Raw genomic sequence first — 22,669 nt, 5'->3', positions numbered from 1 at the left:
GGGGCGCGGCCGCCGTCACTCCGGCAGCAGGGTGCCCCGCTTGCCCAGCAGGAACTTCTTGAAGGCGGCGACCGGGGGCGTGTCGGGGTGGCCGTCGAGCCAGGCCACCCCGATCTCGCGGACCGCCCGCGGGGAGGTCACGCCCAGTTCGACGACGCCCGGGCGGGCGACCGCCGGCGGGGGCAGGAGGGCGACGCCGAGGCCCGCGGCGACCAGGCCGCGGAGGGTCTCGGCCTCCTCTCCCTCGAAGGCGATCCGGGGCGTGAACCCCGCCTGGGCGCACAGGTCGTCGGTGATGCGGCGCAGCCCGTAGCCGGGCTCCAGGGTCACGAAGGTCTCGTCGGCGGCCTCGGCGAGGCGGATGCGCTTGCGGGTCGCCAGGCGGTGGTCGTCGGGGACCACCAGGCGCAGCCGCTGCTCGTCGAGGCGGCGGGCGACCAGGTCGGGGGCGTCGGGCACCGGCGAGGTGAGGCACAGGTCGAGGTCGCCGGCGCGGAGGCGTTCGATCATCGCCTCGCCGTAGTTCTGCACCAGGGTGAAGCGCACCCTGGGGTGGTCGACCCGGAAGGCGCGGATGAGGCCGGGGACGGTCTCGGAGCCCATGGTGTGCAGGAAGCCGAAGGCGACCCGCCCTGCGGTGGGGTCGGCGTCCGCCCGTACCGAGTCCGCGGCCTTCTCGACCTCGGCCAGCGCCCGCTCGGCGGAGGCGAGGAAGCGGCGGCCCGCGGGGGTGAGCGAGACCGTGCGCCCGCGGCGGGCGAAGAGCGCGACGCCGAGGTCCTCTTCGAGCCTGACCATGGCCCGCGAGAGGGTCGACTGGGGCACTCCCATCTCGCCGGCGGCCCGGGTCACGTGCTCGTGCCGGGCCACGGCCGCGAAGTACGCGAGCCGGGGCGCGAGCAGCAGTCCCATGTCTTCTTCGTTACTGTTCGGTGACAGGCGAGGCTGTGACCTGTACTCATGCGCCATGGGAACGATTACAGCAGTTCCGTGCATTGGACGCATGAACCGGGGCGTCCTACGTTCGTGGCATGCCTTCCGCCAGTACCAAGGCGGCCGTCACCAGCGCGGCCGCCGACTCCCGCCTCTCCCCCGGTGCCCCCGGCCACCGCCGGATGAGCCTCGCGCTGTTCGCCGCCGGAGTGGCCACCTTCGCCCTCCTCTACTCCACCCAGGCCCTTCTGCCCGCCGTCTCGGCCGAGTTCGGCGCCACCGCTTCGGCCGCCTCCTGGACGGTCTCCGCCGCGACCGGCGCGCTCGCCCTGTGCGTCCTTCCGCTCAGCGCCCTGTCCGAGCGCTTCGGGCGGCGCTCGATGATGACGGCCTCGCTCGCGGTCGCCGTGGTCGTCGGACTCCTCGTCCCGCTCGCCCCCAGCCTGGAGGTCCTGATCGCGCTGCGCGCGGTGCAGGGCGCGGCGCTGGCCGGCGTGCCGGCGTCGGCGATGGCCTTCCTCGCCGAGGAGGTGCGGCCGAAGGCGCTGATCGCCGCGATCGGCCTGTTCGTGGCGGGCAACTCCATCGGCGGCATGAGCGGGCGGATCGTCACCGGCTGGGTCGCCCAGCTGTGGGGCTGGCGGGCGGGCCTGGCGGCCGTCGGTCTGATGGCCGTGGTCTGCGCCGTCGTCTTCCGGGTGCTGCTGCCGAAGGCCCGGCACTTCACGCCCGGCTCGCTGAACCCGAAGGCGCTCGCCCGGACCGTCCGCGGGCACCTCGGGGACCCGCTGCTGATGCGCCTGTACGCGATCGGCGCCCTGTTCATGACGGTGTTCGGCGCGGTGTACACGGTGATCGGCTACCGGCTGGTGGAGGCGCCGTTCTCGCTGCCGCAGGGGGTCATCGGCTCGATCTTCCTGGTCTATCTCGTCGGTACGGTCTCCTCGGCCGCCGCCGGGAAGCTGGTCGGGCGGATGGGCCGGCGCGGGGCGCTGTACCTCGCCGTCTCCACGACCGCCGCCGGTCTGCTGCTCTCCCTCGCCGACGCGCTGCCCGCCGTGCTGGCGGGGCTGGTCCTGATCACGGCCGGCTTCTTCGCCGGGCACGCGGTCGCCTCCTCCTCGGTGAGCCGTACGGCGAAGACGGGCCGCGCCCAGGCCTCGGCGCTCTACCAGTCCGCGTACTACCTCGGCAGCAGCGCGGGCGGCACGCTCGGTGCGATCGCCTTCCACGCGGGCGGCTGGGCGGGGACGGTCCTGATCGGTCTGGTGGCGGTGCTCGGCGTCGTGTCGGTCACGCTGTACGGGACGCACAGCGCCCGGGTCGAGGCGCGGCGCCACCGGCTCGCGGCGGCGTAGTTTTCGTGACGATTCCGTCATCTGGCGCCGCGAACCGTCCGGCTCCCCCGCCCGTCTGAACGTTTAGGACTCGAGGGGGAGTTGACGATCATGAAGACAGTTCGGAGAAGGGCCGCCATCGGCCTCGCCGTCACCTCGCTGGCGGTGCCGATGACGGTGGCGCTCGGCGCCGCCCCGGCGCAGGCGGCGTCCTGCAACGTGACGACCGGCCCGTACCAGAAGCAGGTGGAGAAGTTCCTCGGCCGGCCGGTCGACGGGCGGCAGTCGCTCGCCGACTGCAAGGCCATCCAGGCCTTCCAGGCCAAGCACGGCATCACGCCCACGGCCGGCTACGCCGGCGTCGTCACCTGGCGGACGATGTCGACGATGCTGGCGCAGAAGGCGGCGGGGACCAACCCCAACAAGGACCGCAAGTGCCCGACGAACAAGGGCCGGATCGCCTGCGTCGACCTGACCCGGCAGCTGAGCTGGATCCAGGACGGCTCCCGGCTGAAGTACGGCCCGGTGCCGGTGCGCACGGGGCGGGACGGCTCGGAGACCCGAACCGGCGCGAAGAAGATCTACTGGCGCAACATCAACCACTGGTCGACGCTGTACCACGTGTCGATGCCGTACGCGCAGTTCTTCGACGGCGGGCAGGCCTTCCACTCCGTCACCAAGTCGATGTGGAACCCGCCGGGTTCGGCCGGCTGCGTGAACATGACGCAGAAGGACGCCAAGGCGTACTGGAGCCTGCTGCGCAACGGTGACGACGTGTACGTGTACGGGCGCAAGCCGGGCACCTGACCGGAACCGGCCCCGGTTGTCAGCGGGCTGCGCTAGCTTCACCTCATCGGCGTCGAACGGGCGCCGGTGAGGGGCGAGCGGGGTGGACCGATGGCTGCGCAGATGACCGAGGACCTGGAGAAGTACCGTACGGAGCTGACCGGGTACTGCTACCGGATGCTGGGCTCCGCCTTCGAGGCGGAGGACGCGGTGCAGGACACGATGGTGCGCGCCTGGCGCGCGTTCGACTCCTTCGAGGGCCGCTCCTCGCTCCGTTCCTGGCTCTACCGCATCGCCACGAACGTCTGCCTGGACTCCCTGAACGCGGGCAACCGGCGGGCCCGTCCGATGGATCTGACGGACCCGACGCCGGTGGCGCAGGCCCGGCTGAACGAGCGGCCGGAGATCACCTGGCTGGAGCCGGTGCCGGACGGCAGGGTGCTGCCCTCGGTGGCCGACCCGGCGGAGACGGCGGTCTCCCGGGAGACCGTGCGGCTCGCCTTCGTGGCGGCGCTCCAGCATCTGCCGCCGAAGCAGCGTGCGGTGCTGATCCTGCGCGAGGTCCTGGCGTGGAAGGCGAGCGAGGTGGCCGAGCTGCTCGGCACGACGGTCGCCTCGGTCAACAGCGCGCTGCAGCGGGCCCGGGCGACGCTGTCCGAGCAGGCGCCCGCCGCCTCGGACCCGGCGGATCCGCTGGACGAGGAGCAGAAGGCGCTGCTCGACCGCTATGTGGCGGCCTTCGAGGGCTACGACATGCAGGCGCTGACGGCGCTGCTCCACGAGGACGCGACGATGTCCATGCCGCCGTACGACCTGTGGCTGCGCGGCCACGAGGACATCGTGGGCTGGATGCTCGGCGTCGGCGAGGTGTGCCGGGGCTCGAAGCTGGTGCCGACCGTCGCGAACGGCTCGCCGGCCTTCGCGCACTACCACCCGGACCCGGAGGGCGGTTTCGCCCCGTGGGCGCTGATCGTTCTCCAGCTGCACGACGGGCGGATCGGCGGGATGGACTTCTTCCTGGACACCAAGCGCTGGTTCCCGCTGTTCGACCTGCCGGAGCGGCTGCCGGCCTGACCGTCACAGCAGGTCGCCGAGGCCGGCGAAGTCCAGCAGGGCACGCAGCTCGGGTCCGGCTCCCCGGAAGGTGAGCCGGTGCCCGCGGCGCCGGGCGGCCAGTCGCAGCCGGGCCAGGGCGTCGACGGCGGCGAGACCGGCGCCGTCGAGCCCGCCGATCTCGCAGAGCACGTCGCCGGGCTCGGCCGCGTCGAGCAGGGCGCAGAGCCGGGCGACCTCGTCGGGGGCGGGGCGGCCGGAGAGCCGCAGGTCGAGGGTGCGAGAGGTGTCCACATCAGAAGGACCGCGAGCGCACCCGTAACTCATCGCGGGGCTTCTCGCGGCCTGCCCTAGGCTCGCCCCCATGACTGATGATCGTGTCGAACTGGTGATCTTCGACTGTGACGGTGTTCTGGTCGACAGCGAGCGCGTCTACTGCCGGGTGGACCGGGAGGTCTTCGCGGAGGTGGGCGCGGAGTTCACCGAGGCCGAGGTCACGGAGCTGTTCGTCGGCGTCTCCCACACGCGCCTCACCGCGCTCGTCGCGGAACGGGCCGGCCGGGCGCTGGCCCCGGACTGGCAGAGCCCGTTCCGGCAGCGCTACGAGGACGCGCTGGACGCGGAGCTGACGGTGGTCGAGGGGATCACGGACGTCCTCGACGCGCTCGACGTCCCGTTCTGTCTCGCCTCCAACGGCAGCCCCGAGAGCATCCGCGCCAACCTGGGCCGCACGGGGCTCCTCGACCGCTTCGAGGGCCGGCTCTTCAGCGCCCGGCACGTCCCCCACCCCAAGCCGGCCCCTGACCTCTTCCTGCACGCCGCCGCCACGATGGGCGTGCCGCCCGAGCGCTGCGCGGTCGTCGAGGACAGTCCGTACGGCGTCCAGGCGGCCCGCGCGGCGGGGATGCGCGCCTTCGGCTACTGCGGCGGCCTCACCCGCGCGGACCGGCTGACCGGCCCCGGCACGGTCGTCTTCGACGACATGCGGGAGCTGCCGAGGCTGCTCGGGGCGCGCGTCTGACACGCGGAACGGGACCGGTGGAGCTCCGCCGGTCCCGTTCGGTCGCTCGCGCTGTTACGCGATGCGGTCCAGCACGATCGGGTTCGCCGTGAAGGACGTGCCCTCGGGGGCGATGTCCCAGGCCGAGCCCAGGGACTTCAGGGCGTAGTCGAACTTCTCCGGGGTGTCCGTGTGCAGGGTCAGCAGGGGCTGGCCCGCGGTGACCGTGTCGCCCGGCTTGGCGTGCAGCTCGACGCCGGCGCCGGCCTGCACCGGGTCCTCCTTGCGGGCGCGGCCGGCGCCCAGGCGCCAGGCGGCGATGCCGATGTCGTAGGCGTCCAGGCGGGTCAGGACGCCCGAGGACGGGGCGGTGACGACGTGCTGCTCGCGGGCGACCGGGAGGGTGGCGTCCGGGTCGCCGCCCTGTGCGGCGATCATGCGGCGCCAGACGTCCATCGCGGAGCCGTCGGCCAGGGCCTTGGCCGGGTCGGCGTCCTTGATGCCGGCCGCGGCCAGCATCTCGCTCGCCAGGGCGACGGTGAGGTCGACGACGTCCTTCGGGCCGCCGCCCGCGAGGACCTCGACCGACTCGCGGACCTCGAGCGCGTTGCCCGCGGTGAGGCCGAGCGGGGTGGACATGTCGGTGAGCAGCGCGACCGTCTTCACGCCGCTGTCGGTGCCGAGCTGCACCATCGTGGAGGCGAGCTCCCGGGCGTCCTCGATGTTCTTCATGAAGGCGCCGGTGCCGACCTTGACGTCGAGGACCAGCGAGCCGGTGCCCTCGGCGATCTTCTTCGACATGATCGAGGAGGCGATCAGCGGGATGGCCTCGACCGTGCCGGTGACGTCGCGGAGCGCGTAGAGCTTCTTGTCCGCGGGGGCCAGGCCGTCGCCGGCCGCGCAGATGACCGCGCCGGTGGTGTCGAGGACGTGCAGCATCTCCTCGTTGGAGAGCAGCGCACGCCAGCCGGGGATGGACTCCAGCTTGTCCAGGGTGCCGCCGGTGTGGCCGAGACCGCGGCCGGAGAGCTGCGGCACGGCCGCGCCGCAGGCGGCGACCAGCGGGGCGAGCGGCAGGGTGATCTTGTCGCCGACGCCGCCGGTCGAGTGCTTGTCGGCGGTGGGGCGGGAGAGCGAGTCGAAGTTCATGCGCTCGCCGCTCGCGATCATGGCCGCGGTCCAGCGGGCGATCTCGTCGCGGTTCATGCCGTTCAGCAGGATCGCCATGGCCAGGGCGGACATCTGCTCGTCGGCGACCTCCCCGCGGGTGTAGGCGTCGATGACCCAGTCGATCTGCTCGGGGCTCAGCTCGCCCTTGTCCCGCTTGGTGCGGATGACGGAGATGACGTCCATGGTGGAGCCTCTTTCTACGCGCATAGAGCGTGGTACGGGGAGGGAAGGCGGGAGCGGCCCCTCCATGGTGGCGGAAGGGCCGCTCGGTGGTGCTACTTGCTCAGGTGGTCCGGGCCGAACGCCTGCGGGAGCATCTCCGCCAGCGTGGTGAATCCGGCGGGCGTCTCCAGGACGAGTTCGGCGCCCCCGAACTCGTACAGCAGCTGCCTGCAGCGGCCGCACGGCACCAGCGGGCCGCCGCTGCCGTCCACGCACACGAAGTGCGTGAGCCGGCCGCCGCCGGTCGCCTGGAGCTGCGAGACGAGGCCGCACTCGGCACACAGGCCGAGGCCGAACGAGGCGTTCTCCACGTTGCAGCCGGAGACCACCCGCCCGTCGTCGACCAGCGCCGCCGCACCGACCGGGAAGCCCGAGTACGGCGCGTAGGCGTGCGACATCGCCTCCCGGGCCACCTTCCGCAGAAGGTCCCAGTCGGGCGTCACTTGCCCTGGCCCTTCCGGTACGGCAGGCCGTCCGCCTTCGGCATCCGCAGCCGCTGCGCCGACAGCGCCAGCACGAGCAGCGTGGTGACGTACGGGGCGGCGTCGACGAACTGGCTCGGGACCTCGTCCGTGAACGCGTACCAGAGGAAGAAGCCGACGGCGAAGACCGCGGAGATCGCCGTGACGACCCACTTCTTCCTGTACAGCTGCCACAGCGCGGCGATCACCAGGAGCAGCGCGACGAGCAGCAGCAGCGCGTGGACGTTCTCGGCGCCGCCGCGCAGCTTGAGGCTGTCGGTGAAGCCGAAGAGGCCGGCGCCCATCGCCATGCCGCCGGGCATCCAGTTGCCGAAGATCATCGCGGCGAGACCGATGTAACCGCGGCCGCCGGTCTGGCCCTCCTGGTAGATGCCCGTGGAGACGATCGCCAGGAACGCGCCGCCGAGACCCGCGAGGCCGCCGGAGATCACGACGGCGATGTACTTGTACTTGTAGACGTTGACGCCCAGGGACTCGGCCGCGACCGGGTTCTCACCGCAGGACCGCAGCCGCAGGCCGAAGGCCGTGCGCCACAGCAGCCACCAGGTGGCCGGGATCAGCAGGACGGCGACGACCGTCAGCAGCGACAGGTTGGTCACCAGTCCGCCGAGGATGCCGGCGAGGTCCGAGATCAGGAACCAGTGCTTCTGCTGGAGGTCCTGCAGCCAGTCCGAGAGCCCCGGGATGGTGATCTGGGTGATCTGGTCGATGCGCGGGGACTGCTTGGAGGAGCCGCCCTCGGCCTTGTCGAAGGTGAAGTTCGACAGGTAGCGGGTGAAGCCGACCGCGAGGATGTTGATCGCCACACCGGAGACGATGTGGTTCACGTTGAACGTGACCGTGATGATCGCGTGCAGCAGACCGCCGACGGCGCCGCCGAGGATGCCGACCGCGACACCCGTCCACGGGCCCCACTGGTAGCCGGCCCAGGCACCGAACCAGGTGCCGAGGATCATCATGCCTTCGAGACCGATGTTGACGACGCCCGCGCGCTCGGCCCACAGACCGCCGAGACCGGCGAGACCGATCGGCACGGCGAGCTGGAGCGCGCCGGAGACCTGGCCCACGGAGGTGAGGTCGTCGGCCCCGGAGACGACCCGGACCAGCGAGAAGAGCACGAGACCGGCCGCGACGATCAGCAGGATCCAGGGCCAGGTCAGCTTCCGGCCGCCGGCCGCCTTCTTGGGCGCGGCGCTCGGCTTGGCAACGGTGCCGGTGCTCATGCCGCCACCTCCTTGTCGGTCTTGATGGCGCCGCCGGCGGCCAGCTGCTCGCCGACCTTCTGCTGCTGGCGGCGGAGGCCGTAACGGCGGACGAGCTCGTAGGAGACGACCACGGCGATCACGATGATGCCCTGCATGATCTGCGTGATCTCCTTCGGGTATCCCGCGACGTCGAGGTTGCTGGACGCCTTGTCGAGGAACGCGAAGAGCAGCGACGCGAACAGGATCCCGACCGGGTGGTTGCGGCCGAGCAGGGCGATGGCGATGGCGGTGAAGCCGACGCCGACCGGGAAGTCGAGGCTGTACGTGTGGGTCTCGCCGAGCAGCGTCGGCATGCCGGACAGACCGGCGAGCGCACCCGAGATCAGCATCGTGGTGAGGATCATCTTCTTGGCGTCGACGCCGCTGGCCTGCGCGGCCGACTCGCTGGCGCCGGTGGCGCGCAGGTCGAAGCCGAACTTGGTGCGGTTGAGCGCGAACCAGTAGACGACGCCCAGCGCGAGGGCGACGAAGGTGAAGCCGTAGATCTCGCCGCTGCCCTCGCCCAGGTCGATGCCCGGGAACCAGCCGGACTCGGCGATCTCACCGGTGGTGAGGTTGTTGGAGCCGGCGGCCTGCTCACCGAAGTTCTTCGGCAGCAGCAGCCACGCCACCAGCGAGGTCGTGATGGCGTTCAGCATGATCGTCGAGACGACCTCGGAGACACCGCGGGTGGTCTTCAGGATGCCCGCGATACCGGCCCAGAAGGCACCGGTGAGCATCGCGACCAGCACGATCACCAGGATGTGCAGCGGGCCGGGCAGCTCGATGGAGGCGCCGACCACGGCCGAGATCATCGCGGCGAGGCGGTACTGCCCGTCGACACCGATGTTGAAGAGGTTCATCCGGAAGCCGACGGCCACGGCCAGGGCCGCCAGGTAGTAGATCCCGGTCTGGTTGACGATCAGGACCTGGATGTCCGAGTACCCGGCGTTCTCGACCATCAGCCGGATCGGCTCGATCGGGTCGAGGCCCGTGGCGAGCAGCACCAGCACGGTGAGGACGAACGAGGTGACCAGGGCGAGCACGGGGCCGGCGGCCCCGATGATCAGCTTGTCCTTGTCGAATTTCATCATCGGGCGTCACCGTCTTCGGGGTGCTCTTCGGCGCCTTCGAGGTGGCCGGTGGCGGCGCCGGTCATGGCGGAGCCCAGCTCCTCGGGCGTGATGGTGGCGGGGTCGGCGTCGGCGACCAGCTTGCCGCGGTACATGACCTTGAGGCTGTCGGACAGGCCGATCAGCTCGTCGAGGTCGGCGGAGATCAGCAGCACGGCCAGGCCCTCGCGGCGCGCGTCGCGGATCGCGTCCCAGATCTGCGCCTGGGCGCCGACGTCCACACCGCGGGTGGGGTGGGCGGCGATCAGGAACTTGGGCGCGTGGCTCATCTCGCGGCCGACGATCAGCTTCTGCTGGTTGCCGCCGGAGAGGGAGGCCGCGGTGACGTCGATGCCGGGCGTGCGGACGTCGTACTCGCGCACGATCCGCTCGGTGTCCTTGCGGGCGGCCTTCGGGTCGAGGATGCCGCGCTTGGAGTTGGGCGCCTCGGTGACGTGGCCGAGGATGCGGTTCTCCCAGAGGGGGGCCTCCAGCAGCAGGCCGTGGCGGTGCCGGTCCTCGGGGATGTAGCCGATGCCGCCCTCGCGGCGCTTGCGCACCGAGACCTTGGTGATGTCGACGCCGTCGAGGGTGATGACGCCCGCGTCGGGGGCGTTCATGCCCATGAGGGCCTCGATGAGCTCGGTCTGGCCGTTGCCCTCGACGCCGGCGATACCGAGGATCTCGCCCTTGTGGATGGTCAGGGAGACGTCGTCGAGGAGCTTGCGGCCCGCGGCGACCTCCTGCAGCCCGACGGAGCCGGACGGGTCCGGCGGGGCGGCGGTGGTCAGCGGCGCCGCGGCGGCGGCGCCTGCCTCGGTCAGCGTCAGCCCCTCCACGCGGAGCATCGCCACGTCGGTGACCGTCGACTCGCGGGTCTCGGGCGAGGGCAGCTCGGTGCCGACCATCAGCTCGGCGAGCTGCTTGGTGGTGGCGGTCTTCGGGTCGGCGGTGCCGACCGTGGTGCCGCGCCGGATGACGGTGATGTCGTCGGCGACCTTCAGGACCTCGCCCAGCTTGTGCGAGATGAAGATGACGGTCAGGCCCTCGGACTTGAGCTCGCGCAGGTTGTCGAAGAGCGCGTCGACCTCCTGCGGGACGAGCACGGCGGTCGGCTCGTCGAGGATGAGGATCTTGGCGCCGCGGTAGAGGACCTTGAGGATCTCCACGCGCTGCCGGTCGGCGACACCGAGGTCCTCGACCAGGGCGTCGGGGCGGACGCCGAGGCCGTACGCGTCGGAGATCTCCTGGATCTTCCGGCGGGCCTTGGCACCGATGCCGTAGAGCTTCTCGCCGCCGAGGACGACGTTCTCCAGGACGGTGAGGTTGTCGGCGAGCATGAAGTGCTGGTGCACCATGCCGATGCCGCGCGCGATGGCGTCACCCGGGCTGGAGAACGAGACCTGCTCGCCGTCGACGGCGATGGTGCCCTCGTCCGGCTTCTGCATGCCGTAGAGGATCTTCATCAGGGTGGACTTGCCGGCACCGTTCTCGCCGATGAGGGCATGCACGGTGCCCTTGCGGACGGTGATGGCGATGTCCTTGTTGGCGACGACGCCGGGGAACCGCTTGGTGATGCCGTGGAGTTCTACGGCAGGGGGGCTGGACGCGTTGATGGCGCACTCTCCTTGGCCGGAAGGAGCGGGAGCGGAGGGGCAGGGCGGGGCGAAGCTATCGTGCCAGGGAGACATCTACACGCGTAGCGCTGCCGAAAATTGAAAACCCGTACGGGAATGGGGGCGGGCCCTGCCGTCAAGGTGGCTTCGTCCGCCCCAAGGGCGGGCGCCAGCCTCGACGGCAGGGCCCGGAGGGCCCGGCTCCGGTGGACTGCCACCGTCGCCGGGCCCGCGGGCTCAGGTCGTGACCCGGGTGCCGTTACGGCGTGGTCTTGACCGTGATCTTGCCGTCGACGATGTCCTTCTTCGCCTTGTCGACAGCGGCGATGAGGTCGGTCATCTTCTTGTACTCCGGGTTGGAGTCGGCCAGGCCGACGCCGTCCGTGGCGAGGCCGTAGCGGATCTCACCGGTCTGCGGCTTGCCGTCCTTGACCGACTTGATCAGGTTGTAGACGGAGTCCGAGACGTCCTTGGTGACCGAGGTGAGGATGTTGGCCTTGTAGGCGGCCAGACCCTTCTGGTTGTACTGGTCGGAGTCGACGCCGATGGCCCACTTGCCGGCCTTCGAGGTGGCCTCGATCGCACCGGAGCCGGCGAGACCGGCGGCCGCGTAGATCACGTCGGCGCCCTTGTCGAGCTGGCCCTGCGCGGCGGCCTTGCCGAGGTCCGGCTTCGAGAAGCCGTCGAAGTTCGGCGGCTGGGTCAGGTACTGGGTGAGCACCTCGGCCTTGGGGTTGGTGGCCTTGACGCCCTGGACGAAGCCCGCCTCGAACTTCTTGATCAGCGGAACCTCGACACCGCCGATGAAGCCGACCTTGCCGGTCTTGGACGCCTTGGCGGCGGCGACGCCGGCCAGGTAGGAGCCCTGCTCCTCGTTGAAGACGAGGTTGGCGATGTTGGGGCCGGTCTTCGAGGTGTCGTCGATGAGGCCGAAGGTGGTCTTCGGGAACTGCTTGGCGACCTTCTCGATGGCCGGGGCGTAGGAGAAGCCGACGCCGATGACCGGGTTGTTGCCGGCGCGGGCCAGCGAGGTCAGGCGCTGCACCTTGTCGGCGTCGCCCTCGCCCTCGGACGGCTCGGCCTCGGCGCCCTTGACACCGAGGTCGCTCTCGGCCTTCTGCAGACCGGCGTAGGCGGCGTCGTTGAAGGACTGGTCGCCGCGGCCGCCGATGTCGTACGCGATGGCGGCCCGGGTGGCACCGGCGCTGGAGCTGGAGCTCGAACCGGAGTCCGTCGACGACTTGCCACAGGCGGTGGCGGACAGGGCGAGGGCCGCGGAGGCGATGCCTACCGTGGTGATCCTGGTGATCCGGCGCAAGAGGAGGGTCCCTTCGAGACTGACCGAAAGCGCCTCTTCCGGCGCTGGTTTCGCGGCGATCGTAACGCGCGTAGATGTCAGTTAAAGACCCGTTCATGAGTCGTTATCGGATCGACGCGAACCAGCCAAAGGGCAACCCGTGGCGTCCGGCCCGACACGGCCCGTCATACACGCTGGTACGGGGCCACGGGTCCGGCCCGGAACCGACACGCCGGGGACAGGGCCGGACGGATGAACCACGCCCGTCCGGCCATTAAGTCGTACTTAAAGTCCGGGATTCGGCGTTTTCGCGTGGAGCAGCGCGGCCGCCGTGAAGAGCTCCACCGCGACCCCGATGGCGCGCTCGTCCACGTCGAAGTCGCCGGCGTGCAGATCGCGCACCCGGGTGTCGCCCGGGACCCGGACGCCGAGCCGGGCCATCGCGCCCGGGACGTGCTCCAGGTACCAGGAGAAGTCCTCGCCGCCGAGGGACTGCTCGGTGTCCTCGATCGCGAGCGGGCCGCGACGGGCGGTCATCGCGTCGCGGAGCAGCTCGGCGACGGCCGGGTCGTTGACGACCGGGGGGACGCCGCGGACGTACTCGACCGTGGACTTCGCCCGGTGCAGGGTGGCGATCTCGTCGATCGCCGCGTGCACCAGGTCGGGGGCCTCGCGCCAGGTGGGCAGGTCGAGGCAGCGGACCGTGCCGGAGAGCTCGGCGTGCTGCGGGATGACGTTCGGGGCGTGCCCGGCCTCGATCCGGCCCCAGGTGACCGACAGGCCGGAGCGGGCGTCGATCCGGCGGGCGAGCACGGCCGGGACGTCGGTGGCGACCCGGGCGGCGGCCGTGACCAGGTCGGTGGTCAGATGCGGGCGCGCGGTGTGGCCGCCGGGGCCGTCGAGGGTGACCTCCAGGCGGTCGCAGGCGGAGGTGATGGGGCCGGCCCGCAGCCCGATCCGGCCGGCGTCGACCCGCGGGTCGCAGTGCACCGCGATGATCCGGCCCACCCCGTCCAGCACCCCGGCCTCGACGGCGTCGGCGGCGCCGCCGGGCAGCACCTCCTCGGCGGGCTGGAAGACCAGGCGCACCGCGCCGGGCAGCCGGCCCTGCCGGTCGAGCTCGGCGAGGACGAGTCCGGCGCCCAGGACGGAGGTGGTGTGGACGTCGTGGCCGCAGGCGTGGGCGCGGTCGGGCATGGTCGAGCGGTACGCGACGGACTTGGTGTCCGGGATGGGCAGCGCGTCGATGTCGGCGCGGATCGCCAGCATCGGGCGCCTGGGGTCCCAGGTGCCGACGTCACACACCAGACCGGTGCCGCTGGGGAGCACCCTCGGCGCCAGGCCCGCCCGCTCCAGGCGTTCCTTGATCGCGGCGGTGGTCCTGATCTCCTGGTTGCCGAGCTCCGGGTGCATGTGCAAGTCCCTGCGGAACGCGATCAGTTCGCCACGCAGGGGGTCGGACAGCGTTCCGGGCAACGGTTCGGGCGCCGCGTCGGGGCCGGGCTCACGGGACTTCAACTGGTTCACCTTTTGAAGGGTAGGCCCCCGGAGAGATCAACTGCCCGTTGATCACGAAAAGTTCAGCCCGATAGGGGAAAGAAATCTCGTTCCGTAGGCATGACGGTCACCCTCTGTGGGTACGCTTACCCGAATTCGAGCCTTTCGGTGAGGGTCGCGGTGCCCGCGACGCCCGCCAGGAAGCCCTGGGCGCGCGGTGAGGCGTTCTCCCGCAGCCACTCGGGGGCGATCTCGCAGACGGCCACCTTCACGCCCGTGCCGGCGAGGGCCAGGGGCAGCGTGTGCACGACCGTGGACGGAAAGCTGACCACCGTGCGCCCGATGGGGCCGCGCCGGGCGATCAGCTCCAGCGGCAGATCGGGGCGGACCACCTCCAGACCGGTCTCCACCGCTATCCGGTGCAGCTTCTCGGCGCTCTCCCGGCGGTGGGCGAAGTAGCGGGTGGCGCCGTGGGTGCGGGCCAGGACCTGCACGGCCCGCAGGTACTCGTCGGGGTCGACGACGCCCGTCTCCACCAGGGAGGTGCCGACCAGGTCGGCGCCGCGGGTCAGCCGGGGCGGACCGAAGGCGGACCGGGTCCAGGCGAAGTCGTTGGCCAGGACGGTGGTGCCCGGCGGCGGCTCGACCGGCAGCGAGGTGAAGATCTCCACCGTGCGCCGGGGGCCCGGGGCGAGCTTGCGGCGGGCCAGCCAGGTCACCGGGGCGAGGACCAGCTCGCGCGGGCCCCGGCTGCCCCGCCGGTGCCAGCGCACCAGGCGCTCGCCACGGGCCAGTTGGGCGGCGAACTCCATGGTGGCGGTGCCGTCGTCGACGACGGTGACCCGGCGGGGGCCGAAGAGGGTGAGCAGCAGCTGGACGTAGCGCGAGAAGGGGTCCCCGATGATCACCCGCTCCGCCGCGCGCAGCGGCCCGGCGAGCTCCCGGAGCGTCCGCGGCAGGGCTCCCCTGCCCTGGCGGGCGTCCTGCCACTTCACGCTGGCGCCTTCGTCCCTGGCCAGCTGCGCCATGCGCCGCAGCTGGCCGCGGGACATGGGGTCGGTGGGCGAGAGGACGACCACGGTGAGGCCGGCCAGCGGGTGGGGGGCGGCGGGGCCGCCTTCCCGGCCCTCGGGCGCCGGTGCCGGTGCCGACGCCGGTGCCGAGGCCGACGCCGGTGCCGGTGCGCGGCGGTTCGGCTGGGGTGGGATCGCCTGCAGGCGGGGCGGGTCCTGGAGGGCCTTCGCATGGGCCCATTCCAGGACGTTCAGAAGCTGGACCGGGCTCTCGACGAACGCCAGCTGCCCGGTCATGCGGCGACGAGCCCCTGGACCCGGCGGAGCTTCTTCATCGGGCCGAGCTCCGACTCGTAGACCTTCTTGACCCCGTCGCCGAGGGCGGTCTCGATGGTGCGGATGTCGCGGACCAGGCGCTGCAGGCCGCCCGGCTCGACGGAGGCGGCCTGGTCGGAGCCCCACATGGCGCGGTCGAGGGTGATGTGGCGCTCGACGAAGGTGGCGCCGAGGGCGACCGCGGCGAGCGTCGTCTGCAGACCGGTCTCGTGGCCGGAGTAGCCGATCGGGACGTTCGGGTACTCCTCCTGCAGGGTCTGGATGACGCGCAGGTTGAGCTCCTCGGCCTTGGCCGGGTAGGTCGAGGTGGCGTGGCAGAGCAGGATGTTGTCACTGCCCAGGACCTCGACCGCGTGCCGGATCTGCTTCGGGGTGGACATGCCGGTGGAGAGGATCACCGTGCGGCCCGTGGCGCGCAGTTCGCGCAGCAGCTCGTCGTCGGTGAGGGAGGCGGAGGCCACCTTGTGGGCGGGGACGTCGAACTTCTCCAGGAAGGCGACGGCCTCGGTGTCCCACGGGGAGGCGAACCACTCGATGCCGCGCTTCCTGCAGTGCTCGTCGATGGCGCGGTACTCGTCCTCGCCGAACTCCACGCGGTGGCGGTAGTCGATGTAGGTCATCCGGCCCCAGGGGGTGTCGCGCTCGATGTCCCACTGGTCGCGCGGGGTGCAGATCTCGGGGGTGCGCTTCTGGAACTTGACGGCGTCGCAGCCGGCCTCGGCGGCCGCGTCGATCAGGGCGAAGGCGTTGTTCAGGTCGCCGTTGTGGTTGATGCCGATCTCGCCCGTGATGTAGACGGACTGGCCCGGGCCTGCGGTCTTGCTGCCGAGGGTGCGGAGGCGGGTGCTCATGATCGTTCCTTACGGGTTGGGCGAGGCGGGGGTGTGGAGTTCGGGTCCGAGGAGCCAGGCGGCGATCTCGCGGATCGCTCCGAAGCCGCCGGCGGTCTCGGTGACCGCGCGGGCGGCGGCCCGTACGGAGTCGTGTGCGCTGCCCACCGCGACGGGCCAGCCGACGAGGTGGAAGCAGGGCAGGTCGTTGACGTCGTTGCCGGCGTAGAGCACCCGCTGCGGGTCGATGCCCTGCTCGTCGCACCACTGCTTGAGCGCGAGGTCCTTGCGGTCCACGCCGTGCAGGACGGGGATGCGGAGCTTGCGGGCGCGGGCGGCGACGACGGGGTTCTGCTCGGTGGACAGGATCAGCAGGGGGACGCCGGCCTTGCGCAGGGCGGCGATGCCGAGTCCGTCGCCGCGGTGGACGGAGACGAACTCGCGTCCCTCGGCGTCGATGTGGACCCGGTCGTCGGTCTGGGTGCCGTCGAAGTCGAGGACGACGGCGTCGACGTCGTCGAGGGTGGGCGCGGCCGTCGCGTCGAGCAGCGGGGCGAGGACGCGGGCCCGGGCCAGGTCGTGCGGGTCGTCGATCTCCAGGACCCGGGCGGGGTCGGTCAGGACGAGGGCGGTGCGGCCGAAGAAGCGGTGCCGGTGGGTGCGGAAGCCCTCGGCGGCCATGGCGTAGACGGCGCCGGTCTCCAGGTACTCGGGCTCGCGGTCCTGGCGGCGCGGCCGGTGCGCCTTGTCGTGGTTGACGCCGATGGCGCCGTCCGGGGTCGAGCGCCACAGGAAGCCGTGCGCGGGGGCGGCGGTGAAGGCCGTGTCGGCCTCGCCCGAGGTGATCCTGGCGACCGTGCCGTCGACCTCGTCCGGGGTGAGGAAGGGGCTCGTGCACTGGACGAGCAGGACGACGTCGGGGCGGCGGCCCGTGGTGGCCTCGAAGGCGTCCAGGGCGTGCAGGACGGCCGACTCGCTGGTGGCGGTGTCGCCGGAGAGGGCGGCGGGGCGCTGGACCGCCTCCGCGCCGAAGGAGCGGGCCGCCTCGGCGATGCCCGCGTCGTCGGTGGAGACGACGACGTCGGTGACGCGCGGGGCGCCGAGGCAGGCGCGGACGGCGCGGGCGACCAGGGGCAGTCCCGCCACCGTGGCCAGGTTCTTGCCGGGGACGCCCTTGGAGCCGCCCCGGGCGGGGATCACGGCGAGGACGGTCGGCGTCGGCGGTGTCATCAGATCTCTCCCAGGCGGCGGATGACGGGGGCCACGCGCTGGACGCCGTGGCGGTAGGCGCCGCGCGCCGCCTCGCGGACGATCCGGCGCACCCCGCTCTCGCGGGGCTCGGGCGCGCTGGGGTCGAGCCGGTGGCGGGCGAGGACGGTCGGCAGGTAGCCGCCGGCGGTCTCGGGCGTGTAGTAGGGGGCGATCGGCGGCAGCGGGGGCCCGTCGAGCAGCTCGGCGACCCGCTCGCGCGCCGCGTCGAAGGCGGTCTCGTACGCGCGGTCGGCGGCGACCCCCTGGCGGGCCAGCCACCGCTCGTCGGGTCGCGGTACGGCCCGGGCGTCGAGGCGGTCGAAGGAGGTGAGCAGGCCCGAGCCGATGAAGTGGTGGTTGCCGAGCGCCTCGCGGACGCCGAGGTCGGTGAGGACCGCGGTGGGGATCCGCCGGTGCAGGGCTTCGAGGGCGGCCGTGGAGGAGACGGTGACCAGCAGGTCGGTGCGGTCGAGGACCTCGCCCATGTGCCCGTACACGAGGCGGAAGTTGGGGGGCGGCTCGGACAGCCCGCGCACCAGCTTCTGGTACGGGAACTCCTCCAGGTGCGTGGTGTGTTCGCCGGGCTTGGAGCGCAGCTTGAGCAGCACCTCGCGGTGCGGGTGCAGCCGGGCGTGCGCGACGAGCCGGCGCAGCACGTAGGCGCGTTCGGCCTTGGTGACGGGCACGGAGGGCTGGGCGGCGAAGACCAGGGTGTCGCGGCCGGGTTCGGGGGCGTGCCGGGCGCCGCCGAGGAAGGGCAGGGCGGCCTCGACGACCGCGCCCGGGTCGGCGCCGACGCCCTCGTAGACCGCGCGGAACCGCTCGGCGTCGTGGCGGGAGTTGGCGAGGACGACATCGGCGCCGTGGCGCAGCAGCAGCCCGTCGGCGAGCTTCTCGTAGACGACGCCGACATAGCCGGTGACGATCACCGGGCGCCGGTCGAGGGCGAGTTCGGCCAGGCCCTGGAGCATGGCGCGGACGGTGCCGCCCACGAGGGCGAGGACGATCACGTCGTAGCCGCCGTCGCGCACCTCGCGCAGGAACTCCGTGCCCGTCACCTCGCGCGGGGCGAGGTCCGACACACCGGTCTCGGCGAGCTGGCGCCCGGTGGGGGTGGCCCGGCCGCGCAGTACGAAGCCCGTGGGAGCCTCGGACGGGGTGTCTTCCGCGGTCTTTCCGTTGGTGATTCTGCGGGCGGTGAGCACGCCCCATTTCCACCGGGTGTCGGAGTCGGCGAGAACGGCGACGCGCGCCGTTCGATCGGTACGTGATGGCACGTCGAGGACGCTAGGAGTACCGGGGGATTCGCGGCCCAACTGGGCGGCAACAAATGGTTAACAGCATCATGACGCATTGCGGGAAACGGACAGAAAGGGGAAGGGGTCCGGGGTGGTTAAGGGCCCCGCCGCTTCGTGTTCACCGGGCATCCCTCTGTCGGTCAGGACGAATGCCGGGCCGGCGCCTAGCGTCGCCTCCGTGGTCAAGCTCTCCGTCGTCGTGCCGTTCTTCAACGTGCAGACATACGCCCCCGACACCCTCAGAAGCCTGCGGGCCAACGCCCGCGAGGACTTCGAGTTCCTGCTGGTCGACGACTGTTCGACGGACGGGACCGCGGAACTCCTCGAACGGGCCGCGCGCGAGATCCCGGGCGCGGTGCTGATCCGGCACCCGCGCAACGAGGGCCTCGCCACGGCCCGCAACACCGGGCTCGACGCCGCCCGCGGCGAGTACCTGGCCTTCCTGGACGGGGACGACTGGCTGGCGCCCGGCCACTACGGGCGCCTGGTCGCCGCCATGGACGGGCTCGGCTGCGACTTCCTGCGCACCGACCACGTCCGGGTGACCGGGCGCAACCGCTCGGTGCGGCGGGTTCCGGTGGGGCGGCGCGGCGAGGTGCTGCGGCCGCGGGACGCGATCCTGCCGGCGGACCGGACGACCTCCGTGGACTATCCGTACGCGTGGGCCGGGCTCTACCACCGGCGGCTGCTCGACCGGGGCCTGCTGCACTTCCCGCACGGGCTGCGGACGGCGGAGGACCGGCCGTGGATCTGGCGGCTGCACCGGCGGGCGGATTCCTTCGCCGTCATCGGTGACCTGGGAATCTTCTACCGGCGCGGGGTCGCCACCTCGCTCACCCAGATCGGCGATGAACGGCAGCTCGATTTCCTTCGCGCATTCGACCAGGTGATCGAGGAAACGATGAACGATCCGGATGCCGACCGACTTCTCCCGAAGGCGGTCCGCACCTATTGCGCGGTGATTTCCCACCACATCGGGAACACCTCGAAATTCGAACCGGAAGTGGCGCGGAAATTGCGGGCGATGAGCGCGGGGGCGCTGCGCCGGCTCCCGCAGGACGTCCTCGACGAGGCCCTCACCGCGATGGGCGACGAGCGGTCGAGGGCGCTGCGCCGCCTGAGGCGCCGCCGCCCGGCGGCAGCGACGCGGGAGGCGGGCGCCGCGTGAGCACCACCCGGATCCTCTACGCCTCCACCCTCTACGGCGCGGCCACCCTCGCCGCCGCCCTGGACAGCGGCTGCTTCCGCCCCGCCGACCGCACGCTGCTGCTCGTCTCCACCAACGCGGCCGTCCCCGAGACCACCACCCCGCTCGACCGGATGCCCGGCTTCGAGCGGCTGCGCGGCCGCTTCGACGGGGTCCTGGACTGGAACGCGACCATCGAGCCGCTCCACCCCGGCGGCTGGACCCCGCGCGCCGACGACCTGCCGATGCTCGAACGCCATCTGCGGCTGCTCTGGGGGCTCGGCACCGACCGGGTCGAACTCGCCGTCGAATCGATCCAGGTGGCACCCGCCCTCACCCTCGCCCGGCTCTTCCCCGACGCCCCCGTCGACGTCTACGCGGACGGGCTGATGAGCTACGGGCCGACCCGCAACAAGATCGACCCGCTGGTCGGCGAGCGGGTGCGCCGGCTGCTCCACCTCGATCTGGTGCCCGGCCTCGCCCCGCTGCTGCTCGCCGAGTTCGGCGCCGTCGCCGAGACCGTGCCCACCGAGGCCTTCACCAAGGTCGTCGAGGAGCTGGCCGGCCCCGCCGCCCCGCAGGAGGGCCCGGCGCTGCTGCTCGGCCAGTACCTGGCGGCGCTCTCGCTGCTCACCGCCGAGGAGGAGGGCGAACTGCACCTGCGGATGGTGCGCGGCGCCGTCGCCCGCGGCCACCGCCGGCTCGTCTTCAAACCGCACCCGACGGCCCCCGACGCCTGGTCGCGGGCCCTGGTCCGGGAGGCGGAGTCGCTCGGCGCCGAACTGACCGTCCTGGACCGGCCGGTGCTCGCCGAGGTGCTGTACCGGGAGCTGCGGCCCGCGCTCGTGGTGGGCTGCTTCTCCACGGCGCTGCTCACCGCGAGCGCCTTCTACGGGATCGAGACCGCCCGGGTCGGCACCCGCACCCTCCTCGCCCGGCTGTCCCCCTACCAGAACAGCAACCGGATCCCGCTGGCCCTGGTGGACGCGCTCGTCCCCGCCCTGGAGGACGGGGACGAGACGGCACCGATGACCACGCGGGAGCTCACCGGTCTGGTCGCCGCGGTCGGCTTCGCGATGCAGCCGAAGGTACGGGCGGACCTGCGGGAGGCCGCGGTGCGGCACCTGTCGGGCCCGCTCGCGGCCCGCACCCGCCACCACTTCACCCGGCGCCGCCTCACCTCCCTGGGCCTCCCCGGCGGCCTCCCGGTCCCCCGGCACCCGAGGATCCGCCGCCTGGCCCGCCGGGCGTTGAAGCTGAAGCGGAGGGCGCTGGGCTAGGACGGGCACGCCCCGCGGCCGGTGTTCTCGGATCAGAGCCGGGTGACCGGCTCCTGGAACTCGGTGACCCACCGCGTACGGTCCTGCGGGCACTCCAGGTACAGCTCGCGGGCGAAGCCGGTGGAGGTGTAGCCGTTGCCGTCGATCCAGGCGGCCAGGGTCTGCACGGTCGGCAGCACGGTGTCCATCGACCCCCGGTGCACGACGGTCGCCGCCTGCTCGATGCCGGGCAGCACCCGCACCTCCACGCCCTCCACGGCCGTGCCCTCGGGCACGGTCATGCCGGCGTGCACCACGACCGAGCCGTCGCCGCGCCCGGCGTCCTCGTAGTACGCGACCGCCGGGCCGAATCCGGCGACCCCGGCGCTCTCCAGCCGGCCGCACAGCTCGTCGTACAGCGGCCCGATGACCGGGCCGATGTGCTCGGGGCCGAAGCTCGCGGCGACCCCGCTCAGCTCGGCGATCCGGACGGCCGGGACCTTCTTGAGGATGACGTCCTGAGTGGACATGCGTCCCTCGCTCTCGATGGCTCGGAGCCGCGCGCCGACCTGGGCGAGCCGGGCCCGCGCCTGCTCCAGGGCCGCTTCCAGCTCGGCCTGGCGCAGCCGCAGCATCCCGCGCAGCTCCTCCGCGCCCACCTGCTCGTCGAGGATCGCCCGCACCTGATCGAGGGTGAAGCCGAGGTCCTTGAGGGCGATGACGCGGTTGAGCCGGGCGAGCTGCCCCGCCTCGTAGAAGCGGTGGCCGCTGTGCGGGTCGACCCGGGCCGGGCGCAGCAGTCCGATGGCGTCGTAGTGACGCAGCATCCGGACCGACACCCGCCCGTGCCGGGCGAAGTCTCCGATGGTGAACATGACGCCCCCTACGGAACGACCTCACACGGTGTGAGGGTCAAGCGCCGGCCATCGAGAGCTTCACGGCGAAGCCGAGGAAGAGCGCGCCGGCCGCGGTGGTGGCGCCGGCCGACAGGCGCTTGCGGCGGCGGAAGGCGGCGGCGAGGCGGGTGCCGCCGAATATCAGGGTCGTCAGGTAGAGGAAGCTGCCGAGCTGGAGCAGGGTGCCGAGGACCAGGAAGGAGAGTGCCGGGTAGGCGTAGGACGGGTCCACGAACTGCACGAAGAAGGAGATCAGGAAGAGGATCGCCTTCGGGTTGAAGAGGCTGATGATCAGCGCCCGGCGGTAGGGGTGCTCGGAGGGCCCGGCGTCCGGCTCGGCGGGGGCCTCGGCCACGGCCTCGTGCCGGGCGCGCCACATCGCCAGGGCGGCGCGCAGCATCCCGTACGCCATCCACGCCAGGTAGCCCGCGCCCGCGTACTTCACGATCATGAAGAGGAGCGGGGTGGTCTGGAGCAGCGACGCGGCGCCGAGCGCGGCGAGCGTCATGAGGACTGCGTCGCCGGTGAACACCCCGGCGGCGGCCTGGTATCCGGTCCGGGTGCCCTTGCGGGCGGCGACGGACAGCACGTACAGCGAGTTCGGCCCCGGCAGGAGGATGATGAGGACGAGCCCGGCGAGGTAGGTCGGCAGATCGGTGACACCCAGCATGAAGCGGAGTCTCGCACACCGGTGCGACACTCCGCTTTAAGTTTCAACTGGTGGAATCGGGTCAGAACGCGTCGGTCGGGACATAGGTGCCCCAGACGGCGCGCAGGGCGTCGCAGACCTCGCCGACGGTGGCGCGGGCCTTGAGGGCGGTCTTCATGGGGTAGAGCACGTTGTCGGTGCC

The 22,669-nt window shown here is 72.0% G+C and carries 21 protein-coding genes; 6 read left to right on the top strand and 15 right to left on the bottom strand.

What is annotated here, in order from left to right:
* Window positions 1-15: 15 nt before the first annotated feature.
* The gene (locus ACH414_RS31860) at window positions 16-969 is read right to left on the bottom strand and encodes a LysR family transcriptional regulator (RefSeq protein WP_398944535.1); all 954 of its coding nucleotides are present in this window, start codon (window positions 967-969) and stop codon (window positions 16-18) included.
* Between the two features lie 62 nt (window positions 970-1,031).
* Between ACH414_RS31860 and ACH414_RS31855 the strand changes: the two genes are divergently transcribed.
* From ACH414_RS31855 to ACH414_RS31845, 3 genes are all read left to right on the top strand, one after another.
* Window positions 1,032-2,291: an MFS transporter gene (locus tag ACH414_RS31855; RefSeq protein ID WP_398944534.1), complete on the top strand. Its 1,260-nt coding sequence runs from the start codon at window positions 1,032-1,034 to the stop codon at window positions 2,289-2,291.
* Window positions 2,292-2,381: 90 nt separating this feature from the next.
* Complete coding sequence (locus ACH414_RS31850) at window positions 2,382-3,077, top strand: L,D-transpeptidase family protein (protein WP_382549019.1); 696 nt, start codon at window positions 2,382-2,384, stop codon at window positions 3,075-3,077.
* 90 nt (window positions 3,078-3,167) lie between these two features.
* Window positions 3,168-4,130: a sigma-70 family RNA polymerase sigma factor gene (locus ACH414_RS31845; protein WP_382549017.1), complete on the top strand. Its 963-nt coding sequence runs from the start codon at window positions 3,168-3,170 to the stop codon at window positions 4,128-4,130.
* Between the two features lie 3 nt (window positions 4,131-4,133).
* Here the strand turns inward: ACH414_RS31845 and ACH414_RS31840 are convergent, their stop codons facing one another.
* Window positions 4,134-4,403: an STAS domain-containing protein gene (locus tag ACH414_RS31840; protein ID WP_382549015.1), complete on the bottom strand. Its 270-nt coding sequence runs from the start codon at window positions 4,401-4,403 to the stop codon at window positions 4,134-4,136.
* Between the two features lie 70 nt (window positions 4,404-4,473).
* Between ACH414_RS31840 and ACH414_RS31835 the strand changes: the two genes are divergently transcribed.
* Window positions 4,474-5,130, top strand: a complete 657-nt coding sequence (locus tag ACH414_RS31835; protein ID WP_386568042.1) for an HAD family hydrolase — start codon at window positions 4,474-4,476, stop codon at window positions 5,128-5,130.
* Between the two features lie 54 nt (window positions 5,131-5,184).
* Here the strand turns inward: ACH414_RS31835 and ACH414_RS31830 are convergent, their stop codons facing one another.
* From ACH414_RS31830 to ACH414_RS31780, 11 genes are all read right to left on the bottom strand, one after another.
* Window positions 5,185-6,462 carry a thymidine phosphorylase gene (locus tag ACH414_RS31830; protein ID WP_382549012.1) on the bottom strand — a complete coding sequence of 426 codons (1,278 nt, stop codon included), beginning with the start codon at window positions 6,460-6,462 and terminating at the stop codon, window positions 5,185-5,187.
* A gap of 92 nt (window positions 6,463-6,554) precedes the next feature.
* The gene (locus ACH414_RS31825) at window positions 6,555-6,944 is read right to left on the bottom strand and encodes a cytidine deaminase (protein ID WP_386568039.1); all 390 of its coding nucleotides are present in this window, start codon (window positions 6,942-6,944) and stop codon (window positions 6,555-6,557) included.
* Window positions 6,941-8,206 carry an ABC transporter permease gene (locus ACH414_RS31820; RefSeq protein WP_382549008.1) on the bottom strand — a complete coding sequence of 422 codons (1,266 nt, stop codon included), beginning with the start codon at window positions 8,204-8,206 and terminating at the stop codon, window positions 6,941-6,943. Before ACH414_RS31820 ends, ACH414_RS31825 begins: the two co-directional genes overlap by 4 nt.
* Complete coding sequence (locus ACH414_RS31815) at window positions 8,203-9,321, bottom strand: ABC transporter permease (protein WP_382549006.1); 1,119 nt, start codon at window positions 9,319-9,321, stop codon at window positions 8,203-8,205. The genes ACH414_RS31820 and ACH414_RS31815 overlap by 4 nt, the downstream gene beginning before the upstream one ends.
* The gene (locus tag ACH414_RS31810; RefSeq protein ID WP_382549004.1) at window positions 9,318-11,030 is read right to left on the bottom strand and encodes an ABC transporter ATP-binding protein; all 1,713 of its coding nucleotides are present in this window, start codon (window positions 11,028-11,030) and stop codon (window positions 9,318-9,320) included. Before ACH414_RS31810 ends, ACH414_RS31815 begins: the two co-directional genes overlap by 4 nt.
* 184 nt (window positions 11,031-11,214) lie before the next feature.
* Window positions 11,215-12,273 (bottom strand): BMP family protein, encoded by a 1,059-nt coding sequence (locus tag ACH414_RS31805; RefSeq protein ID WP_382549002.1) that lies wholly within the window; start codon window positions 12,271-12,273, stop codon window positions 11,215-11,217.
* Between the two features lie 264 nt (window positions 12,274-12,537).
* Window positions 12,538-13,779 carry an amidohydrolase gene (locus ACH414_RS31800; protein ID WP_386568036.1) on the bottom strand — a complete coding sequence of 414 codons (1,242 nt, stop codon included), beginning with the start codon at window positions 13,777-13,779 and terminating at the stop codon, window positions 12,538-12,540.
* 116 nt (window positions 13,780-13,895) lie between these two features.
* The gene (locus ACH414_RS31795) at window positions 13,896-15,059 is read right to left on the bottom strand and encodes a hypothetical protein (protein ID WP_398944528.1); all 1,164 of its coding nucleotides are present in this window, start codon (window positions 15,057-15,059) and stop codon (window positions 13,896-13,898) included.
* A complete protein-coding gene (locus ACH414_RS31790) occupies window positions 15,056-15,949 on the bottom strand; it encodes an N-acetylneuraminate synthase family protein (RefSeq protein ID WP_382548996.1) in 894 nt (297 codons plus the stop codon). The genes ACH414_RS31795 and ACH414_RS31790 overlap by 4 nt, the downstream gene beginning before the upstream one ends.
* 9 nt (window positions 15,950-15,958) lie before the next feature.
* Entirely contained in the window at window positions 15,959-17,158 is a 1,200-nt protein-coding gene (locus ACH414_RS31785; protein ID WP_398944526.1) for a cytidylyltransferase domain-containing protein, read from the bottom strand.
* A complete protein-coding gene (locus ACH414_RS31780; RefSeq protein ID WP_398944524.1) occupies window positions 17,158-18,456 on the bottom strand; it encodes a DUF6716 putative glycosyltransferase in 1,299 nt (432 codons plus the stop codon). The genes ACH414_RS31785 and ACH414_RS31780 overlap by 1 nt, the downstream gene beginning before the upstream one ends.
* Before the next feature lie 199 nt (window positions 18,457-18,655).
* On the opposite strand from ACH414_RS31780, the gene ACH414_RS31775 reads away from it, so the two are divergent.
* Together ACH414_RS31775 and ACH414_RS31770 are read left to right on the top strand one after the other, a co-directional pair.
* Window positions 18,656-19,645: a glycosyltransferase family 2 protein gene (locus ACH414_RS31775; protein WP_386568031.1), complete on the top strand. Its 990-nt coding sequence runs from the start codon at window positions 18,656-18,658 to the stop codon at window positions 19,643-19,645.
* Window positions 19,642-20,943, top strand: a complete 1,302-nt coding sequence (locus tag ACH414_RS31770) for an alpha-2,8-polysialyltransferase family protein (RefSeq protein WP_382548989.1) — start codon at window positions 19,642-19,644, stop codon at window positions 20,941-20,943. Before ACH414_RS31775 ends, ACH414_RS31770 begins: the two co-directional genes overlap by 4 nt.
* Window positions 20,944-20,975: 32 nt before the next feature.
* Here the strand turns inward: ACH414_RS31770 and ACH414_RS31765 are convergent, their stop codons facing one another.
* Both ACH414_RS31765 and leuE read right to left on the bottom strand, forming a co-directional pair.
* Entirely contained in the window at window positions 20,976-21,797 is an 822-nt protein-coding gene (locus ACH414_RS31765; protein ID WP_386568029.1) for a MerR family transcriptional regulator, read from the bottom strand.
* Window positions 21,798-21,834: 37 nt separating this feature from the next.
* Window positions 21,835-22,488 (bottom strand): leucine efflux protein LeuE, encoded by a 654-nt coding sequence (leuE, locus tag ACH414_RS31760; RefSeq protein WP_382548985.1) that lies wholly within the window; start codon window positions 22,486-22,488, stop codon window positions 21,835-21,837.
* Window positions 22,489-22,669: the final 181 nt, after the last annotated feature.

Source organism: Streptomyces sp. NPDC020422, from assembly GCF_044386705.1.
Taxonomy (GTDB): Bacteria; Actinomycetota; Actinomycetes; order Streptomycetales; family Streptomycetaceae; genus Streptomyces.
Note: the sequence above shows the minus strand (reverse complement) of the source record. Positions and strands in the feature narration are given on the sequence as shown.

Coding starts and splice junctions, on each gene's coding strand:
- ACH414_RS31860 (WP_398944535.1), bottom strand. CDS start 969: ATGGCGCATGAGTACAGGTCACAGCCTCGCCTGTCACCGAACAGTAAC.
- ACH414_RS31855 (WP_398944534.1), top strand. CDS start 1,032: ATGCCTTCCGCCAGTACCAAGGCGGCCGTCACCAGCGCGGCCGCCGAC.
- ACH414_RS31850 (WP_382549019.1), top strand. CDS start 2,382: ATGAAGACAGTTCGGAGAAGGGCCGCCATCGGCCTCGCCGTCACCTCG.
- ACH414_RS31845 (WP_382549017.1), top strand. CDS start 3,168: ATGGCTGCGCAGATGACCGAGGACCTGGAGAAGTACCGTACGGAGCTG.
- ACH414_RS31835 (WP_386568042.1), top strand. CDS start 4,474: ATGACTGATGATCGTGTCGAACTGGTGATCTTCGACTGTGACGGTGTT.
- ACH414_RS31830 (WP_382549012.1), bottom strand. CDS start 6,462: ATGGACGTCATCTCCGTCATCCGCACCAAGCGGGACAAGGGCGAGCTG.
- ACH414_RS31820 (WP_382549008.1), bottom strand. CDS start 8,206: ATGAGCACCGGCACCGTTGCCAAGCCGAGCGCCGCGCCCAAGAAGGCG.
- ACH414_RS31815 (WP_382549006.1), bottom strand. CDS start 9,321: ATGATGAAATTCGACAAGGACAAGCTGATCATCGGGGCCGCCGGCCCC.
- ACH414_RS31810 (WP_382549004.1), bottom strand. CDS start 11,030: ATGTCTCCCTGGCACGATAGCTTCGCCCCGCCCTGCCCCTCCGCTCCC.
- ACH414_RS31795 (WP_398944528.1), bottom strand. CDS start 15,059: ATGACCGGGCAGCTGGCGTTCGTCGAGAGCCCGGTCCAGCTTCTGAAC.
- ACH414_RS31790 (WP_382548996.1), bottom strand. CDS start 15,949: ATGAGCACCCGCCTCCGCACCCTCGGCAGCAAGACCGCAGGCCCGGGC.
- ACH414_RS31785 (WP_398944526.1), bottom strand. CDS start 17,158: ATGACACCGCCGACGCCGACCGTCCTCGCCGTGATCCCCGCCCGGGGC.
- ACH414_RS31765 (WP_386568029.1), bottom strand. CDS start 21,797: ATGTTCACCATCGGAGACTTCGCCCGGCACGGGCGGGTGTCGGTCCGG.
- leuE (WP_382548985.1), bottom strand. CDS start 22,488: ATGCTGGGTGTCACCGATCTGCCGACCTACCTCGCCGGGCTCGTCCTC.